The following is a 22,569-nucleotide window of genomic DNA, read 5'->3' on the forward strand; positions in this document are numbered from 1 at the left end:
GAACAATCGGCCGAGAAAACGACTTGGATTTCTCACCCCATTAGAGTATATTTCTAGGCAAGTTAAACAAATTTACTTGGCGACTTAAATTCGCCACTGAAAACTTATTCGCCCTATCGGATATGGGGAAAAATGGAAAAATTGGATGTCCTGCTGAAAATTATGTATGTCCGTCTGATATTTAAGTAGCTTGAAAAATTCTGCGATTATTGATTCGCAGGGTTTTTATATTTTTAAGTTGTTTGGAAATTTCTAGGGAGACTTGGGGGAGATTCATGACCAACGGTATGATTTATAAAATAGCTCTATGGGTTGCGCTGTCTGTGTCGCTGTGTTTTGCGGTAGAATCGCCTGATTCCGATGAATTTGATCCGGTTTTTGCCAACTTCTGCTTTTACAAGGACACGAGTGTCTTTGTAGGGAGCGATAGCGGATTTGTGTTGACGTATTATGAGATGCTGGATGACATCTCCTTTACGATAGAAGGCCGAAGTGTAAAGACTTTTGCTTCTTTTGAAGCGGATTTGATTGGTCTTGATATGAGTAAAATTCAGATAAATCCTTTTGCTGGTACATCGGGTTCTCGTTGCTTAAGAAATGATGCTTGTTCTTTTTCTTTATCGGTTGCTCCGTATGATTTGATTGATTTTTATTTTAAGGGGAGCGATTCTCTTTATGTGCGCGCTCTTTTCGGTGTAACTCAGAGAATGAAATGGACATATGAATTGGATATTGGAAGGCAAAAACAGATTTTTTCTGGTGAAAACGATATCAACATATCCGGTCTTTGCGACAGGGAACAGCTGGAGATGATCAAGAATCGAAGGAAATCTGCTTCCACGAAAGAACTTATGAAAGTGAAAGAGTGAAAATGTGAATTCGCCTTTTGCTTCATTGATTGTTCTTGCTGCCTATGTTATGGAGAGGCGGCGCAACATAAAAGGGGCTCGGTCGTTAATGACCGGGCCTCTTTTAATATTTCTGTCGGAGCTTCTTATTTCACGATCACCTTGGTGATGTTGTAGCTGGCAGCAAGCTTGCCAGTGATATTGCCGATGAAAGTAGTGCTTTCGGAACTTGTGGCGACGATGGCGCTGCTGTTGGTACCGGCCTGGAGCTGGCCGTATTGACTGACGGGGCCGACTCGCCCAAAAGTGCCGGGTACGGCTGGCTATGGCCGGACTGATAAGGGACACGTTTTCCATACCAAGGATGGTGTAGACGCATATAACGCCATCGATGCCGACCTGGTCTGCACCAAGGAAGGGGAACTGTGGATGGCTTTCGGTTCTTTTGGTCTAGGAATTCAGTTGATTAAATTGGATGAAAAGACCGGTTACCAGGCCGAGGATGACAAGACTGTCTACAACATTGCCCGCCGCACCAGTAAGGCCAGCGGTGGCGCTGAAGAAGGCCCCAGCCTTATTGAACATAACGGTCCGTATTTCCTGTTTACTGCTTGGGACTATTGCTGCCATCAGAAGGATGAAATTGAACAGACCACCTACAAGACTGCCTATGGTCGCGCCGACAAGGTGACTGGACCTTATGTGGACCGTGCCGGCTACTCCATGTTGAACGGCGGTGGAACTCTCTTGCTGGAACGCTATGGCCGTTATGTGGGTCCAGGCGGTGGTGAAGCCTTCCAGGACTTGAACCGTATTCGTTTTGTCCATCATTACTACGACAATGCTGGTGACTCGCGGTACCAAGGCCTCCGGCAATGAATACCTGGGCTATATCAATACCAAGGGCTCCAAGATTCACCTGCCCATGAACATTATGCAGGCTGGCGATTATCTGCTGCGCTATCGTTACGCCAACGGCGGTACGGGTACCGCTACGCATAACGTAACGGTCAACGGCGTGGCTCAGGATGTTAAGCTTCCTGCAACTGGTGCCTGGGGAGAATTCTCGGAAAAGTCTGTAGTGTTGATTCCTGCCACACTTAAGCGTGGCGGCAACTTCATTGATGTAAGTCCTGTGCCCAATGGTTCCAACTTTGCGGAACTGGACCGCATCGACTTCCTCCGCGTTATCCGCGATACCATTCCCGGAAACGGCTTTGATAATGGAATCCGCATCCGTTTGAACGAAAAGGATGAACTCGCCATGAAGGATGGCGGCTACGCCTTGTTCGAAAATGTGGTTACTGATTCCATTGCCAGCAATTCAGTTCGCGTTCAGGTGAAGGGTTCTTCTGGTAAGTTGACTCTTCGTTCAGGCTCCAAGTCCGGTACCGTAATTTCTGAATGTGACTTGGGCAAAGGAATTGCATCTGCTGGTGGCTGGAATGAAGTGGAATGTTCCGCTCTTGGTGGCGACGAGAAGCTGGCTGGCGTGCAGGATTTCTTCCTTACTGCAAGTGAGGTTTCTGGCGAAGTGGCTGTGGGAAACATCATGTTCAAGTCGAAGGCGGTAGAATCGGAATCCAGTTCTAGTGAAAACGCGGAATCTGGCAACACCGAATGTGTTGTTGATGATGGCGAGTGTGGAGGTTCTGCTATTCATGCGAAGGTTTGGCCGGTGGAAGCTCGCTATACGGTTGCCCGCATGGGTGATACTTATAGCGTTCGCTTGAACCGCAATGGTTTCCAGAATGTCTACCTCTTGAATTCCATGGGACAGGTGAAGTAACCTGTTGCCGAGAATTTTAAGATTTCCTAATTTTAAGCTATACGGGAGCTGGTTAAACCGGCTGAGAGGAAATTTCGCCTGGTAGCCGAGTTGGCGCCGCGTAGATTTCGACCGCACCTGATTTGGATAATGCCAACGGAGGTATGATGATTAAAGTAAATGGTATTGACATCGAAGCAGACGGAACCGTTTTTGCTGGCAAGACCGTCGCGGAATACCTTTCCACCACAAATTTCGACTGCAAGCGCATCGCTGTTGAAAAGAATGGCGATATTGTGCCAAAGGCCAAGTATGGCGAAACTCTCCTTGCAGAAGGGGATTCTCTGGAAGTTGTCAGTTTTGTGGGAGGGGGCTAGTTTGGAACCGCGCATGCCCTCACGAGAGGAAATGCTCTCTGCCTTGGTGGAACGTCAGGGGGCGGAAAACGTCCAGAAGTTGCAGGCGGCAACGGTTGCTGTTTGCGGACTTGGCGGTCTTGGTTCCAATGTGGCTATTTCCTTGGCACGTGCCGGCGTAGGCAAACTTATCCTTATTGATTTTGATTGCGTTGACGTGACCAATTTGCACCGTCAGCAGTACAAGGCTTGTCAGGTGGGAATGCCTAAGCCTGTTGCCTTGGCAGAAAACCTTCGTGAAATTGCACCCTATATTGAACTGGAAGTTCATCAGGCCCGAGTGACGGAAGAAAACCTGATGGAACTGGTAGGGAAGGCCGACATCGTTTGCGAGGCCTTTGACAATGCGGAGTGCAAGGCCATGTTGGTGAACGGTGTTCTGGAAAGCAACGCCGAACGATCTGCAAATGCTGCGGAAGGTTCTTCGCCAACTTCGAAGAGTGCTGCGCAGTTTCTGGTGGCGGCCTCCGGAATGGCTGGCTTTGGGGATGCCAACAGCATTCAGACCCGCAAGGTTTCCAAGAAGTTTTATTTGTGCGGCGATGGCGTCAGTGATGTAAATGATGGGGTAGGGCTTGTGGCTCCCCGCGTCATGGCCTGCGCCGCCCACCAGGCGCAAACCGTAGTGCGCTTGATCTGTGGAATGGAGCCAAAGTAGTCCCACTTTTTTATTTTTCAAGAAAAATGTTGAAGTGTAGCTGGTTTCGTAACCCTCGCACCTCGAAGCTGCGAAGCAGCGACCTCAAACCTCAAAGCGCCTTTGGCGCGCCCTAATATATGGAAAACGATAAACTTGTTCTTGGCGGTCATGAGTTCAACTCCCGCTTTATTCTCGGTTCTGGTAAGTACTCCCTGAAGCTGATTGAGGCTGCGGTGCAGTACGCCGGTGCAGAAATCATTACCTGCGCCGTTCGCCGTGCCAATACCAAGGAACACGAAAACATCCTGGATTACATTCCCAAGAGTGCAACCCTTCTGCCCAATACTTCTGGCGCCCGCAACGCCGACGAAGCAGTCCGTATAGCACGCCTTGCCCGCGAACTGGGCTGCGGCGATTTCGTGAAGATCGAAATCATGCGCGACTCCAAGTACCTGCTGCCGGACAACTACGAAACCATCAAGGCTACTGAAATTCTTGCCAAGGAAGGCTTTGTGGTGCTGCCTTACATGCACGCCGACTTGAACGTGGCACGCGACCTGGTGAATGCCGGTGCTGCCGCAGTGATGCCTCTGGCCGCTCCCATTGGTTCCAATCGCGGTCTTTCCGCCAAGGATTTCATCCAGATTCTCATTGATGAAATTGAACTGCCGATTATCGTGGACGCAGGCATCGGTAAGCCCTCCCAGGCTTGCGAAGCTATGGAAATGGGTGCCGCTGCTGTCATGGCAAACACGGCTCTTGCTACCGCCGGTGACTTGCCTCGCATGGCCGCCGCCTTCAAGTCTGCCATCGAAGCTGGCCGCAACGCCTACCTCTCCGGTATGGGCCGCGTGCTGGTTCGTGGTGCCGCCGCCAGCGATCCCCTTACAGGATTCCTGAGAGACTAACAGGTACGAGGTCGCTTCGCTTTCAGGTATGAGCACGTTCGCATCCTGCGGATGCTCACTTTGAGCTTAAAGCAAGGCGGCTTCGCCGCGATTATTTATCTCACAACTCATAGCAGCGAAGCTGCGGGCTGATAACTGATAGCTTATGAACAATTATCACGACGAACGTTATTTTATTGATTCCGATACCTTGTCTCCCGAGGCATTGGCCCGTAAGCACCGTATCGAAACAGATCCTTCCGCGCGCTCCAACCATATGGAATACATGAAGGGCATGGAAGTCATCAAGTCCGACATCCACGACAAGGTCATGGGTCATGTGGATTCCGTAGACTTCAGTAAGTACACGGCCCGTGATGTGCTAGCTGCATTGGACCATCACACTTGCACCGTAGAAGATTTTAAGGCGCTCCTTTCTCCTGCCGCCGCTCCTTTCCTGGAAAAGATGGCCCAGAAGGCAAAGCTGGAAACAAGCAAGCACTTTGGCAATACGGTGTACTTCTTTACTCCGCTGTACATCGCCAACTACTGCGAAAACTACTGCGTCTATTGCGGCTTCAACTGCTACAACAAAATCAAGCGCATGCAGCTCTCCATGGAGCAGATCGAACACGAAATGAAGGTCATCGCCGACAGCGGCATGGAAGAAGTGCTGATCCTTACGGGTGAAAGCCGCGCCAAGAGCAGCGTGGAATACATTGGCGAAGCCTGCAAGATTGCCCACAAGTACTTCCGTATGGTGGGTGTCGAAGTTTACCCCATGAACACCGACGAGTACAAGTACCTCCACGAATGTGGGGTAGACTACGTGACGGTCTTCCAGGAAACCTACGACAAGGACCGCTACGAACAGCTTCACCTGCTGGGTCACAAGCGTATCTATCCGTACCGCTTCGACTCTCAGGAACGCGCCCTTATGGGAGGCATGCGCGGCTGCGGTTTTTCCGCATTGCTTGGCCTTTCCGACTTCCGCAAAGATGCCCTGGCCAGCGCCCTCCACGTGTTCTATCTGCAGAAGAAGTATCCTCATGCAGAAATGAGCCTGTCCTGCCCCCGCCTTCGCCCCATCGTGAACAACGACAAGATCAATCCTCTTGACGTTCACGAAAAGGAACTTTGCCAGGTACTGTGCGCCTACCGCATCTTCATGCCCTTTGTTGGCATTACCGTCTCCAGCCGCGAATCCAAGGAATTCCGCAACGGCATCGTAAAGATTGCCGCTACCAAGGTTTCCGCAGGTGTATCCACAGGCGTTGGCGACCACGAGGAAAAGTACAAGGACAGCGACGACGAGGTTAAAACCAAAACCGCCGACGTAAACGCCGGCAAGAAAACCTCCGATGCCGAGGGCGATGAGCAGTTCGAAATCAACGACAACCGTAGTTTCAACGCCATGTACAAGGATATTAGCGGCGAAGGCCTCCAGCCCGTGCTAAATGACTATTTGTACGTGTAGTTTAAACCATCGGGATGCCGTCGACTTGATTTTTATTTAGATTATTTGCGATGGAACAGGCGCTTTACTGGATTGCTTCTTTGACTTTCGCCATAATTCTGGCGATTTTCTTGTGGCATGCCTATACCTACAAGAACGAAGCCTCGCCTGTAGATAAGGCTTATCGAATTCTTGTTTCCTGGTGCGTGTTCTTTTGCTTGCAGGATGCCCTGTGGGGAATTGCGGCCATGCCCGAAGTTGGCCATCCGTCGCTCCTTTTTGGGATCACTACCGGATTCCATATTTTTACGGTAATCACGGCGTACGTCTGGCTTCATTTTGTTCTGGTTTATCTGGGCAGCGAAATTCACCACAAAAGGCTTTACCGTGCGCTGGTTCTTTTGGCGGTTGTTTTTCAGACAGCCTTGGTAATAAGGAATATTTTCGTTCCCACCATCTTTACCATTGGTCCCAATAACGAATACCGATGCGAAGCCTTTAGGCAGGTTGCGTTCTTTAACCAGTACTTTATCTATGTGTTGATTGGCTTGATTACTGCAATTTCTGCTTTAAGTAAGAAGGGGGATACCCGTAAGCAATATGCCGCCGTCTTTGTTTTCGTGTTGGCTCCCATATTGTGCGGCATATTCCAGTTTTTCTTCCCCAACGCACCTTTCTATGCTGTTGGCTATGCGGTAGGCTGTACAATCATTCACGTATTCATTGCATCAAGGGAGCATAACGATCGCCTGGTGCTTGCATCTACTACCGATGAACTGACCCAGGTGTACAATCGACGCTCCTACGAAGAAGACCTTAAGCGATACGAGGATCATCCCATAGAAGATGACTTGATTCTTTTTTCTGTGGACTTGAATAGCTTAAAACAGGTTAATGATACCCTAGGTCACCTTGCTGGCGACGAACTGATCCAGGGGGCCAGCCTTTGCATTACCAACGCTTTTTCCGGCAGCGGCAAGGTTTATCGCGTGGGTGGCGATGAATTTATTGTTGTTGTACATTCCGATGAATCCGGCAAGAAATATAAGGACAGGCTTGAAAATGAAGTTGACCAGTGGAAAGGCCAGAGAATAAAGGACATGTCTCTTTCTGTTGGTTATGCCGCCAAACGGGATATGCCTAACGCCAGCCTGATGGAATTGAAAAAGTCTGCTGACCAGATGATGTATCATGATAAGGAACAGTATTACAAATCCAAGGGCGTAGACCGCCGAGGACAGCGCGAAGCCTTTGATGCCGTCTGCAATTCCTACACCAAGATTTTGAAGGTCAACCTGACGGCTGATTCCTATGGAATCATCAAGATGAACCAGGATGAGAAAACAGAACAGAAGGGCTTCTCCCATAAGATTTCCGAATGGCTTCATGGCTTTGGAAAGTCCGGGCAGGTTTATGCCGAAGACTTAAACGGCTACCTGGAAAAAACTTCCCTGGAATTCTTACGCAGTTATTTTACGGAGGGTAACACCTCTCTGAGCATTTTCTATAGGCGACTTTCTGCCGATGGTTACCGCCGTGTGATGATGGAAATGATTCCCTCCGATGATTACACCGCAGAAAACCAGACCTTGTATTTGTACGTAAAGGATATTGGCGCAGCCCATGAATCTTGATACCACCCTCTACTTTATTACCGACAGTTCTACCGTTCCCGCCGAAAAGTTCTTGCCTTCTGTGGAGGCAGCCTGCAAGGGTGGCGCCACCATCATCCAGCTTCGCGAAAAGAACAAGTCTACTCGCGAATACATGGAGTTGGCTGCCGCCGTTCATGAAATCACCAGCCGCTACAACGTGCCCCTGATTATCGATGACCGTGTGGACGTTGCTCTCGCCATCGGTGCCGAAGGTGTTCATGTGGGCCAGACCGACATGCCGGTGGCTACAGCCCGTAAGCTCATGGGGCCGGATAAGATTGTGGGTGCTACCACCAAGACTGTGCCCCAGGCTCTTGAAGCTTACGAACAGGGCGCAGACTATTGTGGCGTGGGCGCCATTTATCCCACAACCACAAAGGTCGTCACCATCCTCACTTCCGTGGATACTCTGAAGGAAATCGTGAAGGCGGTTCCCATTCCCGTGAATGCTATCGGTGGCCTGAATAAGGATAACATTGATGTGCTGAAGGGCTCTGGAATCGCAGGCATCTGTGCCGTTTCCGCCATCCAGAAGGCCGCTGATCCCGAAGCTGCCGCCCGCGAACTGAAGGCTGCCTTCCTGGCGCTGTAACCTATTGACGCGGCAGAACTGGCCCGACGAGTCCCGCATCTAGCCCGACGCATCAGCACTTAACCCGACGCTCCTGACTCCAAACTGATATTATGTTTAGACTTTGGCTGACCACTTGTCCCGATGATTTTGCCGGTGAATATGATGACATCGAAGAGATGTTCAAGCGAGGCCTTACCCGCCTGATCCTTCAGAAACGTCGCAATACGCCGGAGTCCTATGAACGTTGGCTCCTGTCCTTGTCCATGGAATACCGCGACCGAATCTGGGTGCGTGGTACTCCCGATCTGGCGGAGCAGTTGGATGTCCGTGGTTGCGTGGCCGAGGCTCAATCCCTGATGGGACCGGTTCCCGAATCCTGGAAACGCGTAAACTGTATCGCTTACTGCCGCGACCTGGAGCAGCTGGCCCAATTGCCCGAATGGGTGTCTGGAGCTCTTGTTGGCCCGATTTTTCAACCTTTATCCGGCCTTGAGCCGGTCAAAACGGTTGGACTAGACCTCCTGCAGTCCCACCTATCTTCTAATCCTCCCAAGTGCCCGGTTATCCTTTTTGGGGGTATTGACGAGGAAAATGTCCACCTTTTCAAGGAACTTCCCAGGGAATTTGGGGTGTCTGGCGCTTCTGTAATCGGTGGAATTTGGAACTACGCCGACTCCATAAATGCCTTTATTAAGCTAAACAGACTGTGCGTTTAATCACAGACTTTGTAAAAGTGTTTACTAAATAATTACAAAATGCGTTTTTTAAGCGAATTTCGCGAAAAATGTTCCAAATTGGAATAAAATAGATTGTTCTATTTGAAATTCTAAACATATATTATGGAACATGGAACGAGCAAGAGCAAAGATTTTAGTTATTGATGATACCAAGACGAATATTGAAGTCCTGGAGGGCATTTTATCTAACGACTATGATATTTTTGTTGCCTTGAACGGAAAAAAGGCTCTTGTTCTTACAGAAAAGGTTAAACCTGACCTGATTTTGCTGGACGTAATGATGCCCGAAATGGACGGTTACGAAACATTACGCCAGATGCATGCCCTAAATTTGGTGAATAATACTCCTGTTCTGTTCTTGACTGCCAAGGCAGATGCCAAAAGTGAGCAGATGGGACTGGATTTAGGTGCCGTCGACTATATTACTAAGCCATTCAATCCTGATTTGGTACGTCTCCGTATCAAGAATCAGTTGGAATTTAAGCAACAGCGTGACCATCTTCATGAACTGGTTGACGAGAAAACCAAGGATCTTCGTAAGACATTGAAGGTCATGTTGACCAGTTTGGGTGCCCTGGCTGAATACCGCGACCCGGAAACCGGCGCTCATATTAAGCGTACCCAGGTGTTGGTCCAGATGCTGGCCGAGAAACTGCAGAACCACCCGAAGTTCAGTCACGCTATTACTAGCAAGGAATATATTGATTTTTACGCTACGGCTGCACCACTCCATGATATTGGCAAGGTGGGTATCCCCGACGATATTTTAAGAAAGCCGGCTAAGCTTACCGATGAAGAAAGGTTGGTTATGAGTACCCATGCCCAGATGGGTTATGACGTACTTCTGAATGCGACCAGGGAACTGAGCAATCATCCTCTGGTCAAGATTTGCGCAGATATTATTTTGAACCATCATGAACGCTGGGATGGCGAAGGTTATCCCAACAAGATTAAGGGAGAAGATATTCCTGTGGGGGCCCGCCTTATGTCTGTGGCGGATGTTTATGACGCTCTTGTATCTCGCAGGCCTTATAAGGAACCATATCCCCATGAAGTTGCCGTGGCCGAAATCAAGGCCGGTAGGGGAACTCAGTTCGACCCCGATGTGGTCGACGCCTTTATGGAAATTGCAGACATTCTTCCCGGTATTTACGAACAGTTCAAGGATGGCGCTCAGTAAGGAGTAGCTATTGACTCATAGTCCTTTAAACGCCCAGCGACGTAGGCTCAGAATCCGAATTCTGACGGTTTTTGCCGTCCCCGTGATTATCGCCTCCATTCTATTGGTCTTCCTTTTCTCATTGACCGTCAAGGAAATGATGATTGATTCCGCATACGCCAATACGGAATCGGCTTTGCAGGACAAAGTTCTCTCTGAAGTGGAAGCCTTGCTGAAAAACGACGAAGATAAATTTGTCGCTGCGGCGAAGCGTGTTCAGAATGCCAAGGAATCGGGAATTCGCTCCATTCTCTACAGGGTCTTGCAGTCTAGTGAAGATCTCGTGGATGTCTACTATGGGGGCAATGAAGGCGAATTTATATCTGCTAGGGGTGTAAAGCTGGAAAGTGGCCAGGCGGAATATCGTACCAAGGCCTGGTATCTGGAGTCTTCCCGTAAGAGGGGGCTCGCTCTAACTGGCCCTACAATCCGTAAGGATTTCGGTAAGCAGGTCATGACCATTTCTTACCCGATCTGGGATAAGAATCAGAAGTTCCGCGGCGCTGTGGCTGCCGATATTGACTTGCACAAGGTTCGACTTTCTCTTGGTGCTGTAGCCAAGGAAGAAGGTGGCATTACCCTTTTGGCCGGTAATGACAACGATAACCTGTTTACCTATTTCCCGTATGAAACCAACCGCGGCAAGGTTCTGCAGGATAGTGTAGAAAACCTGCTTCTGCTTGCCTTGAGCGAGTTTAAGCCCGATACTCTGATGGAAGGGAAAGTTGTCCGTTTTGAATTGACCAACGACCATCGACAGCGTCTGGTGTTCATGGTGGCTCCCATCAAGAAGATGCCCTTCTATGTGGTTCATGTGAGTCAGCAGAACAAGATCGTTGCCGGCGTAGACGAAAATTCCTCCAAGACCTTCCTGTTGGTGGCTCTGGTGGTGCTCCTGTTGATGGGTGGTGCCGCTATCGTTTCCCATACACTGTTTACCAAGTTCATTCAGCGGGACTTGAACGAAAGTGTCAGCTCCAGTACCCTTTTCGATACGCTTCTGGGGAGTGATAATTTTAGGATTATCCTGACGAACGATACCTTTGATATCTTGCATGCCAGCGCCTTTATTGCGGACTTCCTGAATGGTGGTGAAGATTTGAAGGGACAGATCCTGTTCAAGTTCTTCCCGTCGGACCAGTTCAATAAATTTGTGCATCGTGTGGCCATGGGTGGCGAAATGCACGCCAGCGAACGCAAGATTCTTGTGCCTGTGAAGAGTTCTTCCGGGGAAGTGGCGTGGTGGGGCATTTTCTTCCAGGTCCTTGTGGAAGATAACGGCGAAATGCGCTATCTGTTCATGATCAACGATGAAACTAGCGGCATCCAGAAGGATACCATTTTGGATACCATTATGCTTTCCGCAGACCATTCTATCCTGGTGATTTTTGATAGAGCCAAGCGTGTGAAGTACATGTCTAAGCAGTTGGCAGACTTCCTGGGCAAGGAATGGCGCAAGATGATCGGCCTGTCTCTGGATGAATTGAAGGAACAGGGACTGCCTGAATCGGTGATTACATCCTTAAAGGATACCTTTAGCAGGCGTGAAATCTGGAAGGATTCCTTCGTGCTTAAATCCCAGGACGGCAAGAGTGAAACCTGGTTCCGTGGGGAAGGCTGTACATTGATGGTGCAGGGGTCCGTCGTGGGCTACATGCTTACCATGATCGACATTTCTGAAGTGGTGGCTGCCCGTGAAATTGCGGAGCAGGCTACCCAGGCCAAGAGTGAATTCCTGGCCAACATGAGTCATGAAATCCGTACCCCCATGAATGCCATTATCGGTATGGCGCACCTGATTTCAGAAACCCAGTTGGATGAACATCAGAGAGGATTTGTAGACCGTGTAAGTACTGCGGCCAAGTCCCTCCTTGGAATCATCAATAACATCCTGGATTTCTCCAAGATCGAGGCCAAGAAGCAAGAACTGGAAATTACCCAGTTGGTGCTTCGCGATGTGGTCAGCGATGTGGCTGCCCTGGCCGAAGTCCGTATTGCCGGACGTCCCATCGAACTGATTGTGAATGTGGATCCGGAAATTCCTGAAATCTTGATGGGTGACCCGCTGCGCCTTTCCCAGATTTTTACGAACCTGATTAACAATGCTACCAAGTTTACCGAGAAGGGCGATATTTCCCTGATCGTTTCCCTGGAATCCCGCACCGAGAACAGCGTCAAACTGAATTTCTCCGTGAAGGATACGGGTATCGGCATGACTCCGGAACAGCTTGGACGTCTCTTTAACGCCTTTACTCAGGCTGATGGCTCTACGACCCGCAAGTACGGCGGTACTGGCCTTGGCCTGGTGATTTCCAAGTCCCTGGTGGAATTGATGGGCGGTCAGATGCAGGTGGAAAGCGTGGCTGGCGTTGGATCTCGATTCTTCTTCAGTATTACACTCCCTGTTGCGGCCCAGTCTGTGGATCCCAAGTGGAAGAATCAGATTCGCTTTGCCGGAAAGAATGTCTTGCTGGTGGATGATTGCGAAAACCTCCGTGACGTATTGCGCCACTATCTGACCAAGCTAAAATGCATTGTAGAAGAGGCGGAGTCCGTTGACCAGGCCCTGGATCTTATTCAGGCGCATGAAGAGGCTGGCGAAGCTCCCTACGATATGTTCATCGTGGATTATGACATGCCGATCTTGAACGGCTTCGACTTCGTTCATGGTCTCGATGAAAAGATGATCCGGATTCCCAAGGTGTTGATGCACCCCATCCATTTTGACGAAAAGGATCTGACTGCGGCCCAGAATCTGGGATTCAGCAGCTTTGTTCCCAAGCCTCTGCAGATCAGTTCCCTGCTCAGTAGCATGGAAGAAGCCATGGGCTATGAGCTAACCTACCAGAAGGCTGTCAAGAAGGAAAAGAGCAAGATCTACTTTAAGGAAGCCAAGATCCTTCTGGTTGAAGACAACCAGATGAACCAGGAATTGGCGGTGTCCCTGCTGAATAGCGTGGGTCTCAGTTCCATGATTGCTAACAATGGTAAGGAAGCCCTGGACATGCTCCAGAAGGATTCCTTCGACCTGGTTCTCATGGATATCCAGATGCCCATTATGGATGGTCTGACCGCTACTAAGGAAATCCGTGCCCGCGAAGACGAGTACTTCAAGAATGTGCCCATTCTGGCAATGAGTGCCCGTGCCTTCCAGAAGGATACGGAAGAATGTCTAGCTGCCGGCATGAATGCCCATATTGTCAAGCCCATTGACCCCAGCCTCCTTTACGAGGAATTGGCCAAGTTCCTGGCGGTGGCTGCGGAATCCAGCAAGGTGGTTACGGACGGAGATAGTTCGGACCTGTCCCAGGAAGACAGTGAATTCCTTGCCAAGTTCCAGAAGATTCGCGACCTGGATGCCGAAGCGGGTCTGTACCATTCCAATAGCAATAGGAACGTGTTCCTCAAGATTCTGCAGGGCTTTGTCCGCGATTACGGCGGAACATCCTTCAACTTGCGCCAGATGATCGAGTCTGTCCGTTACGATGAGGCTGCACGAATTGTGCATACCATCAAGGGCTTGTGCGGAACCATCGGTGCGAACCATTTGCAGAACCTGGGCGCAACTCTAGAAAGTCAGCTTTCCCAGGGGCAGTGTAACGCCATTGATTTCAGTAACTTTGAGAAGTTGCTTCAGGAAATTACGTCTGACTTGGATGTAGTACTGTCAGGTATTGCGTCTGAGCAGGTTGTTGTCGCCAAGAAGAAAGATCCCAACGCCAAGGAAAAGCTTCAGAAGCTGGTAACGGAACTGAAGGACGCCTTGGATATCTGCTCCGCCACCCGCTGCAAACGCAGCCTGGATGAAGTGGAGGGAATCTCCTTCGAGAACAACCAGGACGTACTTATTGGCAAGCTGAAGGAACTGGTAGACGATTATGACTTTAGCGAAGCCGCCGAAGTTCTGGAAAGTCTGGAAAAGACGATTGCCTAAAAACTAAAGGACCATGGCCGCAATAAAGGCCAGGGCTACGATAATTGCGGCGACGGTGCCTACAATGCCACCGAAGCCGCTTTTCTTTTTGGCATAAGGGCTGTTAGGATCGTCTCCAAATTCATTTTCCAGGATTTCCTCGTAGTCGGGGAGCTCTTCGTCTGCGAATTCGGCTCCATCTTTCCAGCCGGTGTTCTTGTCGCTACCGCAGTGGCGGCAGAAGGTGGCGTCGGGCTTGATTTCGGCCCCGCAGTGAGGGCAAATCATGGTAACGGAATTGTCTTTCATTAGCTCCAATATACAAAAGTTGCGTGAATTATTAATACATTTGTTGAACGTATGCAGAATTTAGACGGCTTGTATTTTTCGTTGCTACGGATTGCCTTGAATGTGACCACAGAATCCTGCTTGCCTCGGGCCTTGTCCGATGATGAATGGCGGTGGGTTCATGATTACTCCGTAAAGCAGTGCCTGGTTGGGGTGCTGTTTCGTGCTGTGGAAAAGTTGCCTCATGATCAGCGTCCCCCTCGAGAACTATTGCTACGGTGGTCGTTTGAATCTCATAAGATTCAGCTGGTAAATGAACGCATGAATAAAACGGCTGCCGATTTAACGGAGATGTTCTGTGGCCGAGGGTTGCATCCTGTTATATTAAAGGGGCAGGCGAATACGCTTCTGTATCCCGATCCGTTTTGCCGTCAGGCCGGCGATATCGATATTTTGCTGGAAGGTGGCCGCGAAGGTGTTTTGCGAACTCTAACGGAGATGAACCTGCACGTAGATGCCGAGGATGATGTTAGCGATCATCATGTGCATCTTGAGCCGGGCCTTTTTGGTGGTATTACGGTGGAAGTCCATTTCTGTCCGACGTCCAGCTTTTCTCCCTATAAGACGAGAGCCATGCTTCGTTTTCTAGATGGTGAGCTGGAAGAACTTCGTTCCTGTGCGGATTGTAGTTCTTGGAAGGTGGCTCAAGGTTTTTGCGTTCCGAGTATTCCCTTTGCCCTGGTAATGCAGTTGTCCCATTTGAGACAGCATTTTTTCAGTACCGGAGTGGGTTTGCGCCAGTTGGTGGACTATCACCAGCTGCTAAAGAATTCTACCGAAGAAGATCGGGTGCGCGTGTCGAAAATGCTGGGTGAATTTGGCTTGTTTCACATGGCCGGTGCCGTTATGTGGTTGATGCGTGAAGTGTTTGGTCTCGGTGAAAATCAGCTACTTTGCCCTGTGGATAAAAAACGAGGGAAGAAACTGCTGAATGTTGTTATGAACGGGGGCAATTTTGGACGATATGCGGCTGATTATCGGGTTCCTGTGCTAAAACGCTGGATTATTGACCGCAAACGTTTTATTTGGCTGTTGAAATTTGATGCCACAGAGGCGATTTGGCATGAATTGCGTTATTGGAAGACCACGATTTCCTTGATTCCTCGAAGAATAAGGCGGGGGAGGGTGGCTCTAGGGAATCGCTAACTTAATGATGAATCTGAAAAGGAGATGGCTTTCGCCATCTCCTTTCAGCTTTTCGGGAGTGTGTATGAAAAAATCCTTGAAAATGCGATTTTTCGGAGCTTTTACGGCTCGGAAACCTGCAGGCTGTAGCCTAAATTGACCTTGCCGCCTGCATTTCGTGTTCTTTGAATCTTGTATTCTACGCGTTCAGCGCCCTTGGGCATGCAAAAGTTGACCTTCTGGTACCCCTTGTTCTTGTGAGATGACGTGTAAGTCTTGATAATTTTGCTGCCAGCGCCAATAATATTGACCGTCAGGGTCATTTCTTGCTGTAATTTATTGCTGTGAGTAGGAGAATCGTCTTGTTGCTGCCAGGTTATAGACATCTGCCACATCTTGCCGGGCTCAACCTCACCGGCATCTTCTATGTAGATGTATTCGCCCTTGCCTTTGGCATCAGGCTTGAAATGCGACTTATTGCCGCCAATCCAGTACCTTGAAGAGGTACCTGTGACAATGCTCATTTTATTCTCCAACAAAACCCAAATGTGATGAATATCACAAATATAGCATAACTATCTAATTGTGGCAATGGTGGTTGGTTAAAATGAAAGAAAAAATGTAGAGAAGGTGAAATCTTTGTAAAAATGGTTTATTTACTTCGAATTTTCGTAGGTTTTTAGTCTGTCCTTAATTTTTTAACTTTATAAGAAAAAAGAAAGTTTTGCTAGGGACAAATTTATAGTAATTTTGCGTTGTCTTGGTAGCATCCCTGCTGAGACTATTACACCTCAAAAATAACCCGTCGACGTTGCTGTCGGCGGGTTCTTTTTTTACCTCTTACTTTGTTTTAATTTTTTATATTTTGATTTTATACAAAAACGCCCAGCCATTCGGCTGGACGCTTTTTTGTTTTGCGTAGGGTATAGCTTGATACGTTGTAATCCGTATTTGGACTACGATTAGTAAAAATCTTATGTGGGGGAAATAGTATAGGTATGAGCTGAGTATACTATCAGCTTTATCTGTAGTTTCTTTGTTGACCTCGATGTAACCCTACGCATTTGTTAGATGCGTTTGCAAATATACAATAGTTTGTTCTGTGCCGCAATGGGAAATGATGGTAATATTTTAAAATAAGATAAATATATTTTGATGTTGTGTGTTGTGTGATATGTTGTATGTTTAGTTTGTTTTGCTTGTTGAGTTCTTTTTGTTGAGGTTTATGCAATCTGTTTTTCAACATTTCTTGAAGAAATCATTAATCGAGAGAGATAAGCTTTTAAAAGTCCCCTATAATCTGAAATCGCCCTATTTTGGTGTGAAATTTGAATTGTTCTATCCGCCAAACGGTTTGTTTTGTTATTTTTTTTACATATTTTTGTGAAATTCACCTTTTTTTTACATCTAGGAAGGAATGGACTATGAAAAAGGCTTTAAGAACGGCTGTTATGGCTCTAGGCTTCGCTGCCGGTGCTGCATTGGCCCAGCCGGGTATTGAAGGCGGAACTGACGGTCTTCATCAGATCAATGCCAAAACCCTTGGTATAGGTAATATGACTTTGGGTACTGGTGGTAATATTTCTACCAGTGCATGGGGTCTTTCTCGTGGCGGCGTATTTGAAATGGATGGCAAGCGTTATTCCTACAACGCTGCTGACTATTCCCAGGCTGGTAACATTTTCTTTGGCATGGGTGTCCTTGACTTCTGGGATATCGGTGTCGTTCTGCCTCTGTACTATGAACACGCCAATTCCGACGGTCCTTCCGGTGATGCAAACCAGTGGACCACCAGCCGTGGTGACCTGGATATGTGGATGAAGATCCGCGCTCCTTTCAAGTCCAAGGTGTTTAGCCTGGCTGCCATGTTGGACTTGTACGCTCCTACAGGTGAAATTGGTGCCGGCGTGCGTCCACGCCATGTGTGGTACTTGAACAGCGAAACTTATACCAGCCCGTTCACTGCTGGTGACTGGACCTTTGCGGCCGGTCTTGTAACAACTTTTGACTTTACCAAAGTTGGTTATCCCTTCCGCGTGAACGCAGCTGCCAGCTATGTCTACCCGGTTGACCTGGCTGAAACCAATGCTCTTGTGTATGCCGCTGGCGTAAACTGGATTCCCAAGAAATGGGTGGATGTGTTCTTGGAATATTCCGGCGAAATGCGTTTGCAGAGCAAGGGTAACCTGAAGTTCAGTCCCATGAATGATCCCATGCTCATTACCCCGGGTTTCCGTTTCCACTTGCCTTATAATGTTGATTTTGCTGTTGGACTTGAAGTGGCTGTTCGTACCTTCAAGAACCTGGGCTTCGATCACGATAAGGAAATAGAAGGTTGCGACGATGTTATCCTTTCCTATATCGGTGAAAATGGCCATACGGCTACTTATTGCTACGCTCCTACTCCCCTTATTTCTGGTGCCGCCGTGCTTAGCGTTCGTTTCGATCCGTTTGGCCCCAAGGACACCGACAAGGATGGTGTTCCTGACGAACAAGATAAGTGTCCCAGCACTGCCAAGGGGATTAAGGTCGGTTCCGATGGCTGCCCCCTGGATAGCGACAAGGATGGCGTGATCGATGATCTGGACAAGTGCCCCAACACTCCGGCTGGTAGCGTTGTGTTCTATGATGGCTGTATCGATACTACCGGTACCCGTCTGAAGGCTGAAGAAGATGCCCGTAACAAGGCTAAGGCTGATTCCGCAGTTAGCGCCAACGCTCGTGCCCTGATCTTGGATTTGGATGGCGATGGCATTCTGGACGACAAGGACAAGTGTCCCAATACTCCGGCTGGCGTTCCTGTTGATTCTACCGGTTGCCCCATGGACTTTGACCACGACGGCGTGAACGACGCCCAGGACAAGTGCCCCAATACTCCGGCTGGTACTCCTGTAGATTCTGTAGGCTGCCCCATGGACTTTGACCACGACGGCGTGCCCGATCACCTGGACAAGTGCCCCAATACTCCGGTAGGCATCGAAGTGGACATTAACGGTTGTAAGATGGACTCCGATAAGGATGGCATCCCCGATACTCAGGACAAGTGCCCCGGTACTCCCGAAGGCATGCCTGTTGACTCTATCGGCTGCTCTCTGGACTTTGACCACGACGGCGTGCCTGACATGAAGGACAAGTGCCCCAATACCTTGCCCGGTATCCGCGTCGATGAAAATGGCTGCCCCCTCGACAAAAAGGAAGACCTTGACCAGTTGAAGAAGGGCATTCAGTTCAAGACCGGTTCTGCAACCCTTACCAAGAGCAGCTTCGGTACCTTGGATGACGTTGCCGCCCTCATGCGCAAGATTCCCAACGCCAACCTAGAAGTTCAGGGTCACACCGACGACAAGGGCTCCGACGAAAAGAACATGAAGCTTTCTCAGGATCGCGCCCAGGCTGTGGTGGATTACCTGATCAAGCGTGGTGTTGAAAAGGATCGCCTCCGTGCTGTTGGCTATGGCCGCACCATGCCTTTGGCAGACAATGTAAATGAAGATGGCCGAGCCCAGAACCGCCGAGTGGAACTGGTTCCGTTCGAAAAGTAATTCTTTTATATCGACATTGAAAAAGAAGCCTCGCTCTAGGCGAGGCTTCTTTTTTGCGTAAAGCTGTAAAGTATAAAGCGAAAAAAGTTCTTTAGTCCTTTTTCGGCATCTGCACGGCGATATGGATGTCCTGCAGCTGCTGCAGATCCACTTCGCTGGGGCACTGGTCCATGGGACTGGATGCGCTGGTGTTCTTCGGGAATGCGATGTAGTCACGGATGGATTCTTCACCTTCCATAGTTGCAACAACGCGATCCAGACCGAAGGCGAGACCACCGTGGGGAGGAGCACCGAACTTGAATGCGTCAACGAAGAAGCCGAACTTTTCCTTAACCTGTTCTTCGGTAAGACCGAGGAGGCGGAAAACCTTTTCCTGAACTTCAGGGTTGTGGATACGGACAGAACCGCCACCGATTTCAACACCGTTAAGAACAAGGTCATAAGCTTCGGCGTTGCAATCCTTCAGGTTGCCGGAGAGCATCATGTCCAGATGTTCGGGCAGCGGGTTGGTGAACGGATGGTGCATAGCCATGTAGCGGCCTTCGGTATCGCTGTATTCGAACATGGGGAATTCAGTGATCCAGACAAATTCGCGCTTCTTCGGGTCACGGAGACCCTTGATGCGAGCCACTTCGAGACGGAGCTGACCCATAGCGGTAGCTGCAATCTTTTCGGGACCTGCGATGAAGAACATCATGTCGCCGCACTTAGCGCCGACTGCGTCACGCAGTTCGTTGAGCTGTTCGGTAGTAAAGAACTTGCCGACCTGGGTTTCCACTTCGTCATTTTCCTTGACGCGCATCCATACGAGACCCTTGGAACCGTACTTAGCAACGTAGGCGGTGAGTTCGTCGATCTGCTTACGGGTGAAGTCCACGCAACCCTTGGCTGCGATACCGCGGATCTTGCCACCAGCGGCAACGCAGTTCTTGAACACGCCGAATTCGCTCTTGGCACCGATTTCGGAAACGTCGTGGATTTCGAGATCGAAGCGCAGGTCCGGCTTGTCGGAACCGTACTTGAGCATGGCTTCTGCCCACTTCATGCGGCGGATCTTCTTGGGAGGTTCGAAGTTCCAGACCTTACCGAGAACTTCGGTAACGAACTTATCGAACATGCCCATCACGTCGTCCTGGTCTACGAAGGACATTTCGACGTCGATCTGGGTGAATTCCGGCTGACGGTCGGCGCGGAGGTCTTCGTCACGGAAGCACTTGGCGATCTGGAAGTAGCGGTCCATGCCAGCGATCATGAGGAGCTGCTTGTACTGCTGCGGAGACTGGGGGAGAGCGTAGAACTTACCAGCGTTCACACGAGAGGGAACCAGGTAGTCACGTGCGCCTTCCGGAGTAGACTTACAGAGAACCGGAGTTTCGATGTTTTCGAAACCGTTTTCATAGAAGAAGTGGTAGACTTCCTTCAGGAACTTGCTCTTGAGCATGAGCTTCTTCTGAATCCACGGGCGACGGAGGTCCAGGTAACGGTACTGGAGGCGGAGGTCGTCGTTTTCCTTACATTCTTCGTTGGGGTCGTTGATGGCCAGGGGAGAAGTGAGGGCTGCGTTCAGGATGGTGAGTTCGCTGATCTTCACTTCGATTTCGCCGGTAGCCAGCTTTTCGTTGGTGTTGCCTTCTTCACGGGCATAGACCTTACCGGTAACGCAAATCACGTATTCGTTACGGAGAGTTTCTGCGTTCTTGATAACGTCGGCATTGTAATCCGGATTGAACACAATCTGGGTCTTGCCATACTTGTCGCGGAGGTCCACAAAAATCACACCACCGTGGTCACGGCGACGATCCACCCAACCACAGAGAGTTACGGTCTGGCCAACATCTTCCTTACGGAGCTGGCCACAGTTATGAGTACGTTTCATTGTATTACCCTTTGGTATAAAAAATCTACGGGCGTAAATATAGAAACAGGAGCGTGGTGTGACAAAAGGCTACTCCGATTTTTTGGATAAATTCGGGCCTTGAAGTTCTTTTTCCTGATATGGATGGACGTCTGATAAAAAAGGTCTAACTTTTATAGATAAGCTTTAAAATCCATAATTAGAAATTCTCTAATGTATAAGCAAAAGTTATAGTTTTTCGTAAACTTTGTATAATAAAATTTAACATTCACGAAATCGGACCTTTTTTTAGAAAAAAAATGAAAAAATCGGAAAAATTTTATGAAAACTGCGACTTTTTGATAAAAAACCTTGTATATTCTTACCGAAATTTTTCAAAAAGTCCCTAAAAAGGGCTTCTTATTGTTATTGGAGATAAAATATGGCAGAAGATTTGCAATACCTTATGGAACGCATCCAGAAGGATGCCGTTGACAAGGCAGAAAACGATGCAGCAGCAATTATTGCTAAGGCAAAGGAAAAGGCGGCAGAAATTGTAAAGGCCGCCGAAGCCGAAGCCCAGGCAAAGCTTGCCAAGGCCGATAAGGACGCAGAAGCATTTACCGAACGTAGCGAACGCACTCTGGAACAGTCCGCACGCGATCTTCTTCTCTCTGTAGGCAAGAATCTTCAGGATATGATTCTTAACCTGCTCTCCCTCCAGGTGGAAAAGTCTCTCGACGAATCTACCGTCAAGGAAATGCTCCTTTCTCTGGCTAAGGGCTACAGCGCCCACGTTGAAGTGGACTTCAGCGAAGCCGACGCCAAGAAGCTTGCTTCCTTCGTCACTGGCGAATTTGCAAAGCAGCTCTCCAACGGTGTAGAAGTTTCTAGCGACAAGGGTGTCAAGTATGGCTTCCGCGTCAAGCTGGACGGTGGCAAGGTCACCCACGAATTTACCGAAAAGGCAATGGCAGACGCTCTTTCTGCATTGCTCCGCCCGCAGCTGGCCAAGGTTGTTAACGCTGCAGCACAGGCAAAGTAATTAAGGCGAATCAATGAGTTCTCCTTCTTATTTAATGGCTTCATTGCCCATGATCAACCTGGGTGACGTTCCGCCCGTGACTATGGATGATTTCCGTAGCCGCTGCGAAGGCGCTCTGGACCAGGCTGAATTGGACGCATTGAACGCCTTGCTTAACGATGAACCCTCTGACGATGAGTTCGTGAAGTCTTATCAGGCTCACGAGATTCAGATGAAGAACGTCTCCGGAAGGCTCCGTGCACAGGCATGGGGTCCCGATGTCCGTTTTAGCGAAAAGTCTTTCGCCGGTTACGACGTCTACTTCGCCAAGATGGTTCAGGATGCATTTGCCAAGTCCAATCCTATGGAAAAAGAGCAGGATCTGGATAAGGCCCGTTTTTGGCTGGTTGATTGCCTCGCCGGTGTAGGGGAGGAAACCGTCAAGCACGTGTATGCATACGCTATCAAGCTTCAAATTTGTACGCGTTGGGCCCGCCTTTCCGAAAAGGCCGGCGACGCAGCTGTACTCAACGTTATTAATGCAAACGATCCTGACTTTGTTCAGGAATGACCGGAGGTCCAT

General features: G+C 49.2%; 19 protein-coding genes and 1 riboswitch. Of the genes, 16 read left to right on the top strand and 3 right to left on the bottom strand.

From position 1 onward, the window contains the following. Positions 1 to 275 precede the first annotated feature (275 nt). From BUB94_RS12330 to BUB94_RS12385, 12 genes are all read left to right on the top strand, one after another. Positions 276 to 869: a hypothetical protein gene (locus BUB94_RS12330; protein WP_088666018.1), complete on the top strand. Its 594-nt coding sequence runs from the start codon at positions 276 to 278 to the stop codon at positions 867 to 869. 285 nt (positions 870 to 1,154) lie between these two features. Then, positions 1,155 to 1,727 carry a family 43 glycosylhydrolase gene (locus BUB94_RS17210; RefSeq protein ID WP_073237495.1) on the top strand — a complete coding sequence of 191 codons (573 nt, stop codon included), beginning with the start codon at positions 1,155 to 1,157 and terminating at the stop codon, positions 1,725 to 1,727. Then, entirely contained in the window at positions 1,690 to 2,637 is a 948-nt protein-coding gene (locus BUB94_RS17215; RefSeq protein WP_073237497.1) for a carbohydrate-binding protein, read from the top strand. The genes BUB94_RS17210 and BUB94_RS17215 overlap by 38 nt, the downstream gene beginning before the upstream one ends. Positions 2,638 to 2,668: 31 nt before the next feature. Further along, positions 2,669 to 2,800: riboswitch (TPP riboswitch) on the top strand. Beyond that, positions 2,784 to 2,993, top strand: coding sequence for a sulfur carrier protein ThiS (gene thiS / locus BUB94_RS12345; protein WP_170932259.1), 210 nt, complete (start codon positions 2,784 to 2,786; stop codon positions 2,991 to 2,993). It overlaps the preceding riboswitch by 17 nt. 13 nt (positions 2,994 to 3,006) lie before the next feature. Further along, positions 3,007 to 3,690 carry a thiamine biosynthesis protein ThiF gene (thiF, locus tag BUB94_RS12350; protein WP_175549731.1) on the top strand — a complete coding sequence of 228 codons (684 nt, stop codon included), beginning with the start codon at positions 3,007 to 3,009 and terminating at the stop codon, positions 3,688 to 3,690. Positions 3,691 to 3,809: 119 nt separating this feature from the next. Then, positions 3,810 to 4,580 carry a thiazole synthase gene (locus BUB94_RS12355; RefSeq protein ID WP_073159283.1) on the top strand — a complete coding sequence of 257 codons (771 nt, stop codon included), beginning with the start codon at positions 3,810 to 3,812 and terminating at the stop codon, positions 4,578 to 4,580. 145 nt (positions 4,581 to 4,725) lie between these two features. After that, complete coding sequence (gene thiH / locus BUB94_RS12360) at positions 4,726 to 6,036, top strand: 2-iminoacetate synthase ThiH (protein WP_073237501.1); 1,311 nt, start codon at positions 4,726 to 4,728, stop codon at positions 6,034 to 6,036. A 50-nt stretch (positions 6,037 to 6,086) separates the two neighbouring features. After that, positions 6,087 to 7,649, top strand: a complete 1,563-nt coding sequence (locus BUB94_RS12365) for a GGDEF domain-containing protein (protein ID WP_073237503.1) — start codon at positions 6,087 to 6,089, stop codon at positions 7,647 to 7,649. Next, positions 7,639 to 8,262, top strand: a complete 624-nt coding sequence (gene thiE / locus BUB94_RS12370; protein WP_073237612.1) for a thiamine phosphate synthase — start codon at positions 7,639 to 7,641, stop codon at positions 8,260 to 8,262. Before BUB94_RS12365 ends, thiE begins: the two co-directional genes overlap by 11 nt. Before the next feature lie 92 nt (positions 8,263 to 8,354). Beyond that, the gene (locus BUB94_RS12375; protein WP_073159273.1) at positions 8,355 to 8,960 is read left to right on the top strand and encodes a thiamine phosphate synthase; all 606 of its coding nucleotides are present in this window, start codon (positions 8,355 to 8,357) and stop codon (positions 8,958 to 8,960) included. A 130-nt stretch (positions 8,961 to 9,090) separates the two neighbouring features. Beyond that, positions 9,091 to 10,161: an HD domain-containing phosphohydrolase gene (locus tag BUB94_RS12380; RefSeq protein ID WP_073159271.1), complete on the top strand. Its 1,071-nt coding sequence runs from the start codon at positions 9,091 to 9,093 to the stop codon at positions 10,159 to 10,161. A 10-nt stretch (positions 10,162 to 10,171) separates the two neighbouring features. Next, positions 10,172 to 14,134, top strand: a complete 3,963-nt coding sequence (locus BUB94_RS12385) for a response regulator (protein WP_073237506.1) — start codon at positions 10,172 to 10,174, stop codon at positions 14,132 to 14,134. A gap of 3 nt (positions 14,135 to 14,137) precedes the next feature. On the opposite strand, the gene BUB94_RS12390 is transcribed toward BUB94_RS12385, so the two are convergent. Beyond that, positions 14,138 to 14,422 carry a zinc ribbon domain-containing protein gene (locus BUB94_RS12390; protein ID WP_249506250.1) on the bottom strand — a complete coding sequence of 95 codons (285 nt, stop codon included), beginning with the start codon at positions 14,420 to 14,422 and terminating at the stop codon, positions 14,138 to 14,140. A 51-nt stretch (positions 14,423 to 14,473) separates the two neighbouring features. Between BUB94_RS12390 and BUB94_RS12395 the strand changes: the two genes are divergently transcribed. After that, on the top strand, positions 14,474 to 15,607 hold the full coding sequence (locus BUB94_RS12395) for a nucleotidyltransferase family protein (RefSeq protein ID WP_073237509.1): 1,134 nt from the start codon (positions 14,474 to 14,476) through the stop codon (positions 15,605 to 15,607). Between the two features lie 101 nt (positions 15,608 to 15,708). On the opposite strand, the gene BUB94_RS12400 is transcribed toward BUB94_RS12395, so the two are convergent. Beyond that, complete coding sequence (locus tag BUB94_RS12400) at positions 15,709 to 16,110, bottom strand: hypothetical protein (protein WP_073159265.1); 402 nt, start codon at positions 16,108 to 16,110, stop codon at positions 15,709 to 15,711. A gap of 900 nt (positions 16,111 to 17,010) precedes the next feature. Between BUB94_RS12400 and BUB94_RS12405 the strand changes: the two genes are divergently transcribed. After that, positions 17,011 to 19,128, top strand: a complete 2,118-nt coding sequence (locus BUB94_RS12405; RefSeq protein WP_073237511.1) for an OmpA family protein — start codon at positions 17,011 to 17,013, stop codon at positions 19,126 to 19,128. A 91-nt stretch (positions 19,129 to 19,219) separates the two neighbouring features. Here BUB94_RS12405 and aspS read toward each other — a convergent pair whose 3' ends face one another. Continuing rightward, positions 19,220 to 21,004, bottom strand: a complete 1,785-nt coding sequence (gene aspS, locus BUB94_RS12410) for an aspartate--tRNA ligase (RefSeq protein WP_073159262.1) — start codon at positions 21,002 to 21,004, stop codon at positions 19,220 to 19,222. A gap of 400 nt (positions 21,005 to 21,404) precedes the next feature. Here aspS and BUB94_RS12415 point away from each other — a divergent pair, with 400 nt between their 5' ends. Both BUB94_RS12415 and BUB94_RS12420 read left to right on the top strand, forming a co-directional pair. Further along, positions 21,405 to 22,007 carry an ATPase gene (locus tag BUB94_RS12415; protein WP_073159260.1) on the top strand — a complete coding sequence of 201 codons (603 nt, stop codon included), beginning with the start codon at positions 21,405 to 21,407 and terminating at the stop codon, positions 22,005 to 22,007. A 13-nt stretch (positions 22,008 to 22,020) separates the two neighbouring features. Next, the gene (locus BUB94_RS12420) at positions 22,021 to 22,557 is read left to right on the top strand and encodes a DUF2764 family protein (RefSeq protein WP_073237518.1); all 537 of its coding nucleotides are present in this window, start codon (positions 22,021 to 22,023) and stop codon (positions 22,555 to 22,557) included. Positions 22,558 to 22,569 lie beyond the last annotated feature (12 nt).

It is taken from the genome of Fibrobacter sp. UWH9, from assembly GCF_900129715.1.
In the GTDB taxonomy this organism is placed as follows: Bacteria; Fibrobacterota; Fibrobacteria; order Fibrobacterales; family Fibrobacteraceae; genus Fibrobacter.

Excerpts from the sequence above, each read along its gene's own strand:
- BUB94_RS12330 (WP_088666018.1), top strand. The coding sequence starts at position 276 with ATGACCAACGGTATGATTTATAAAATAGCTCTATGGGTTGCGCTGTCT.
- BUB94_RS17215 (WP_073237497.1), top strand. The coding sequence starts at position 1,690 with ATGCTGGTGACTCGCGGTACCAAGGCCTCCGGCAATGAATACCTGGGC.
- thiS (WP_170932259.1), top strand. The coding sequence starts at position 2,784 with ATGATTAAAGTAAATGGTATTGACATCGAAGCAGACGGAACCGTTTTT.
- thiF (WP_175549731.1), top strand. The coding sequence starts at position 3,007 with ATGCCCTCACGAGAGGAAATGCTCTCTGCCTTGGTGGAACGTCAGGGG.
- BUB94_RS12355 (WP_073159283.1), top strand. The coding sequence starts at position 3,810 with ATGGAAAACGATAAACTTGTTCTTGGCGGTCATGAGTTCAACTCCCGC.
- thiH (WP_073237501.1), top strand. The coding sequence starts at position 4,726 with ATGAACAATTATCACGACGAACGTTATTTTATTGATTCCGATACCTTG.
- BUB94_RS12365 (WP_073237503.1), top strand. The coding sequence starts at position 6,087 with ATGGAACAGGCGCTTTACTGGATTGCTTCTTTGACTTTCGCCATAATT.
- thiE (WP_073237612.1), top strand. The coding sequence starts at position 7,639 with ATGAATCTTGATACCACCCTCTACTTTATTACCGACAGTTCTACCGTT.
- BUB94_RS12375 (WP_073159273.1), top strand. The coding sequence starts at position 8,355 with ATGTTTAGACTTTGGCTGACCACTTGTCCCGATGATTTTGCCGGTGAA.
- BUB94_RS12380 (WP_073159271.1), top strand. The coding sequence starts at position 9,091 with ATGGAACGAGCAAGAGCAAAGATTTTAGTTATTGATGATACCAAGACG.
- BUB94_RS12390 (WP_249506250.1), bottom strand. The coding sequence starts at position 14,422 with ATGAAAGACAATTCCGTTACCATGATTTGCCCTCACTGCGGGGCCGAA.
- BUB94_RS12395 (WP_073237509.1), top strand. The coding sequence starts at position 14,474 with ATGCAGAATTTAGACGGCTTGTATTTTTCGTTGCTACGGATTGCCTTG.
- BUB94_RS12400 (WP_073159265.1), bottom strand. The coding sequence starts at position 16,110 with ATGAGCATTGTCACAGGTACCTCTTCAAGGTACTGGATTGGCGGCAAT.
- BUB94_RS12405 (WP_073237511.1), top strand. The coding sequence starts at position 17,011 with ATGAAAAAGGCTTTAAGAACGGCTGTTATGGCTCTAGGCTTCGCTGCC.
- aspS (WP_073159262.1), bottom strand. The coding sequence starts at position 21,004 with ATGAAACGTACTCATAACTGTGGCCAGCTCCGTAAGGAAGATGTTGGC.
- BUB94_RS12415 (WP_073159260.1), top strand. The coding sequence starts at position 21,405 with ATGGCAGAAGATTTGCAATACCTTATGGAACGCATCCAGAAGGATGCC.
- BUB94_RS12420 (WP_073237518.1), top strand. The coding sequence starts at position 22,021 with ATGAGTTCTCCTTCTTATTTAATGGCTTCATTGCCCATGATCAACCTG.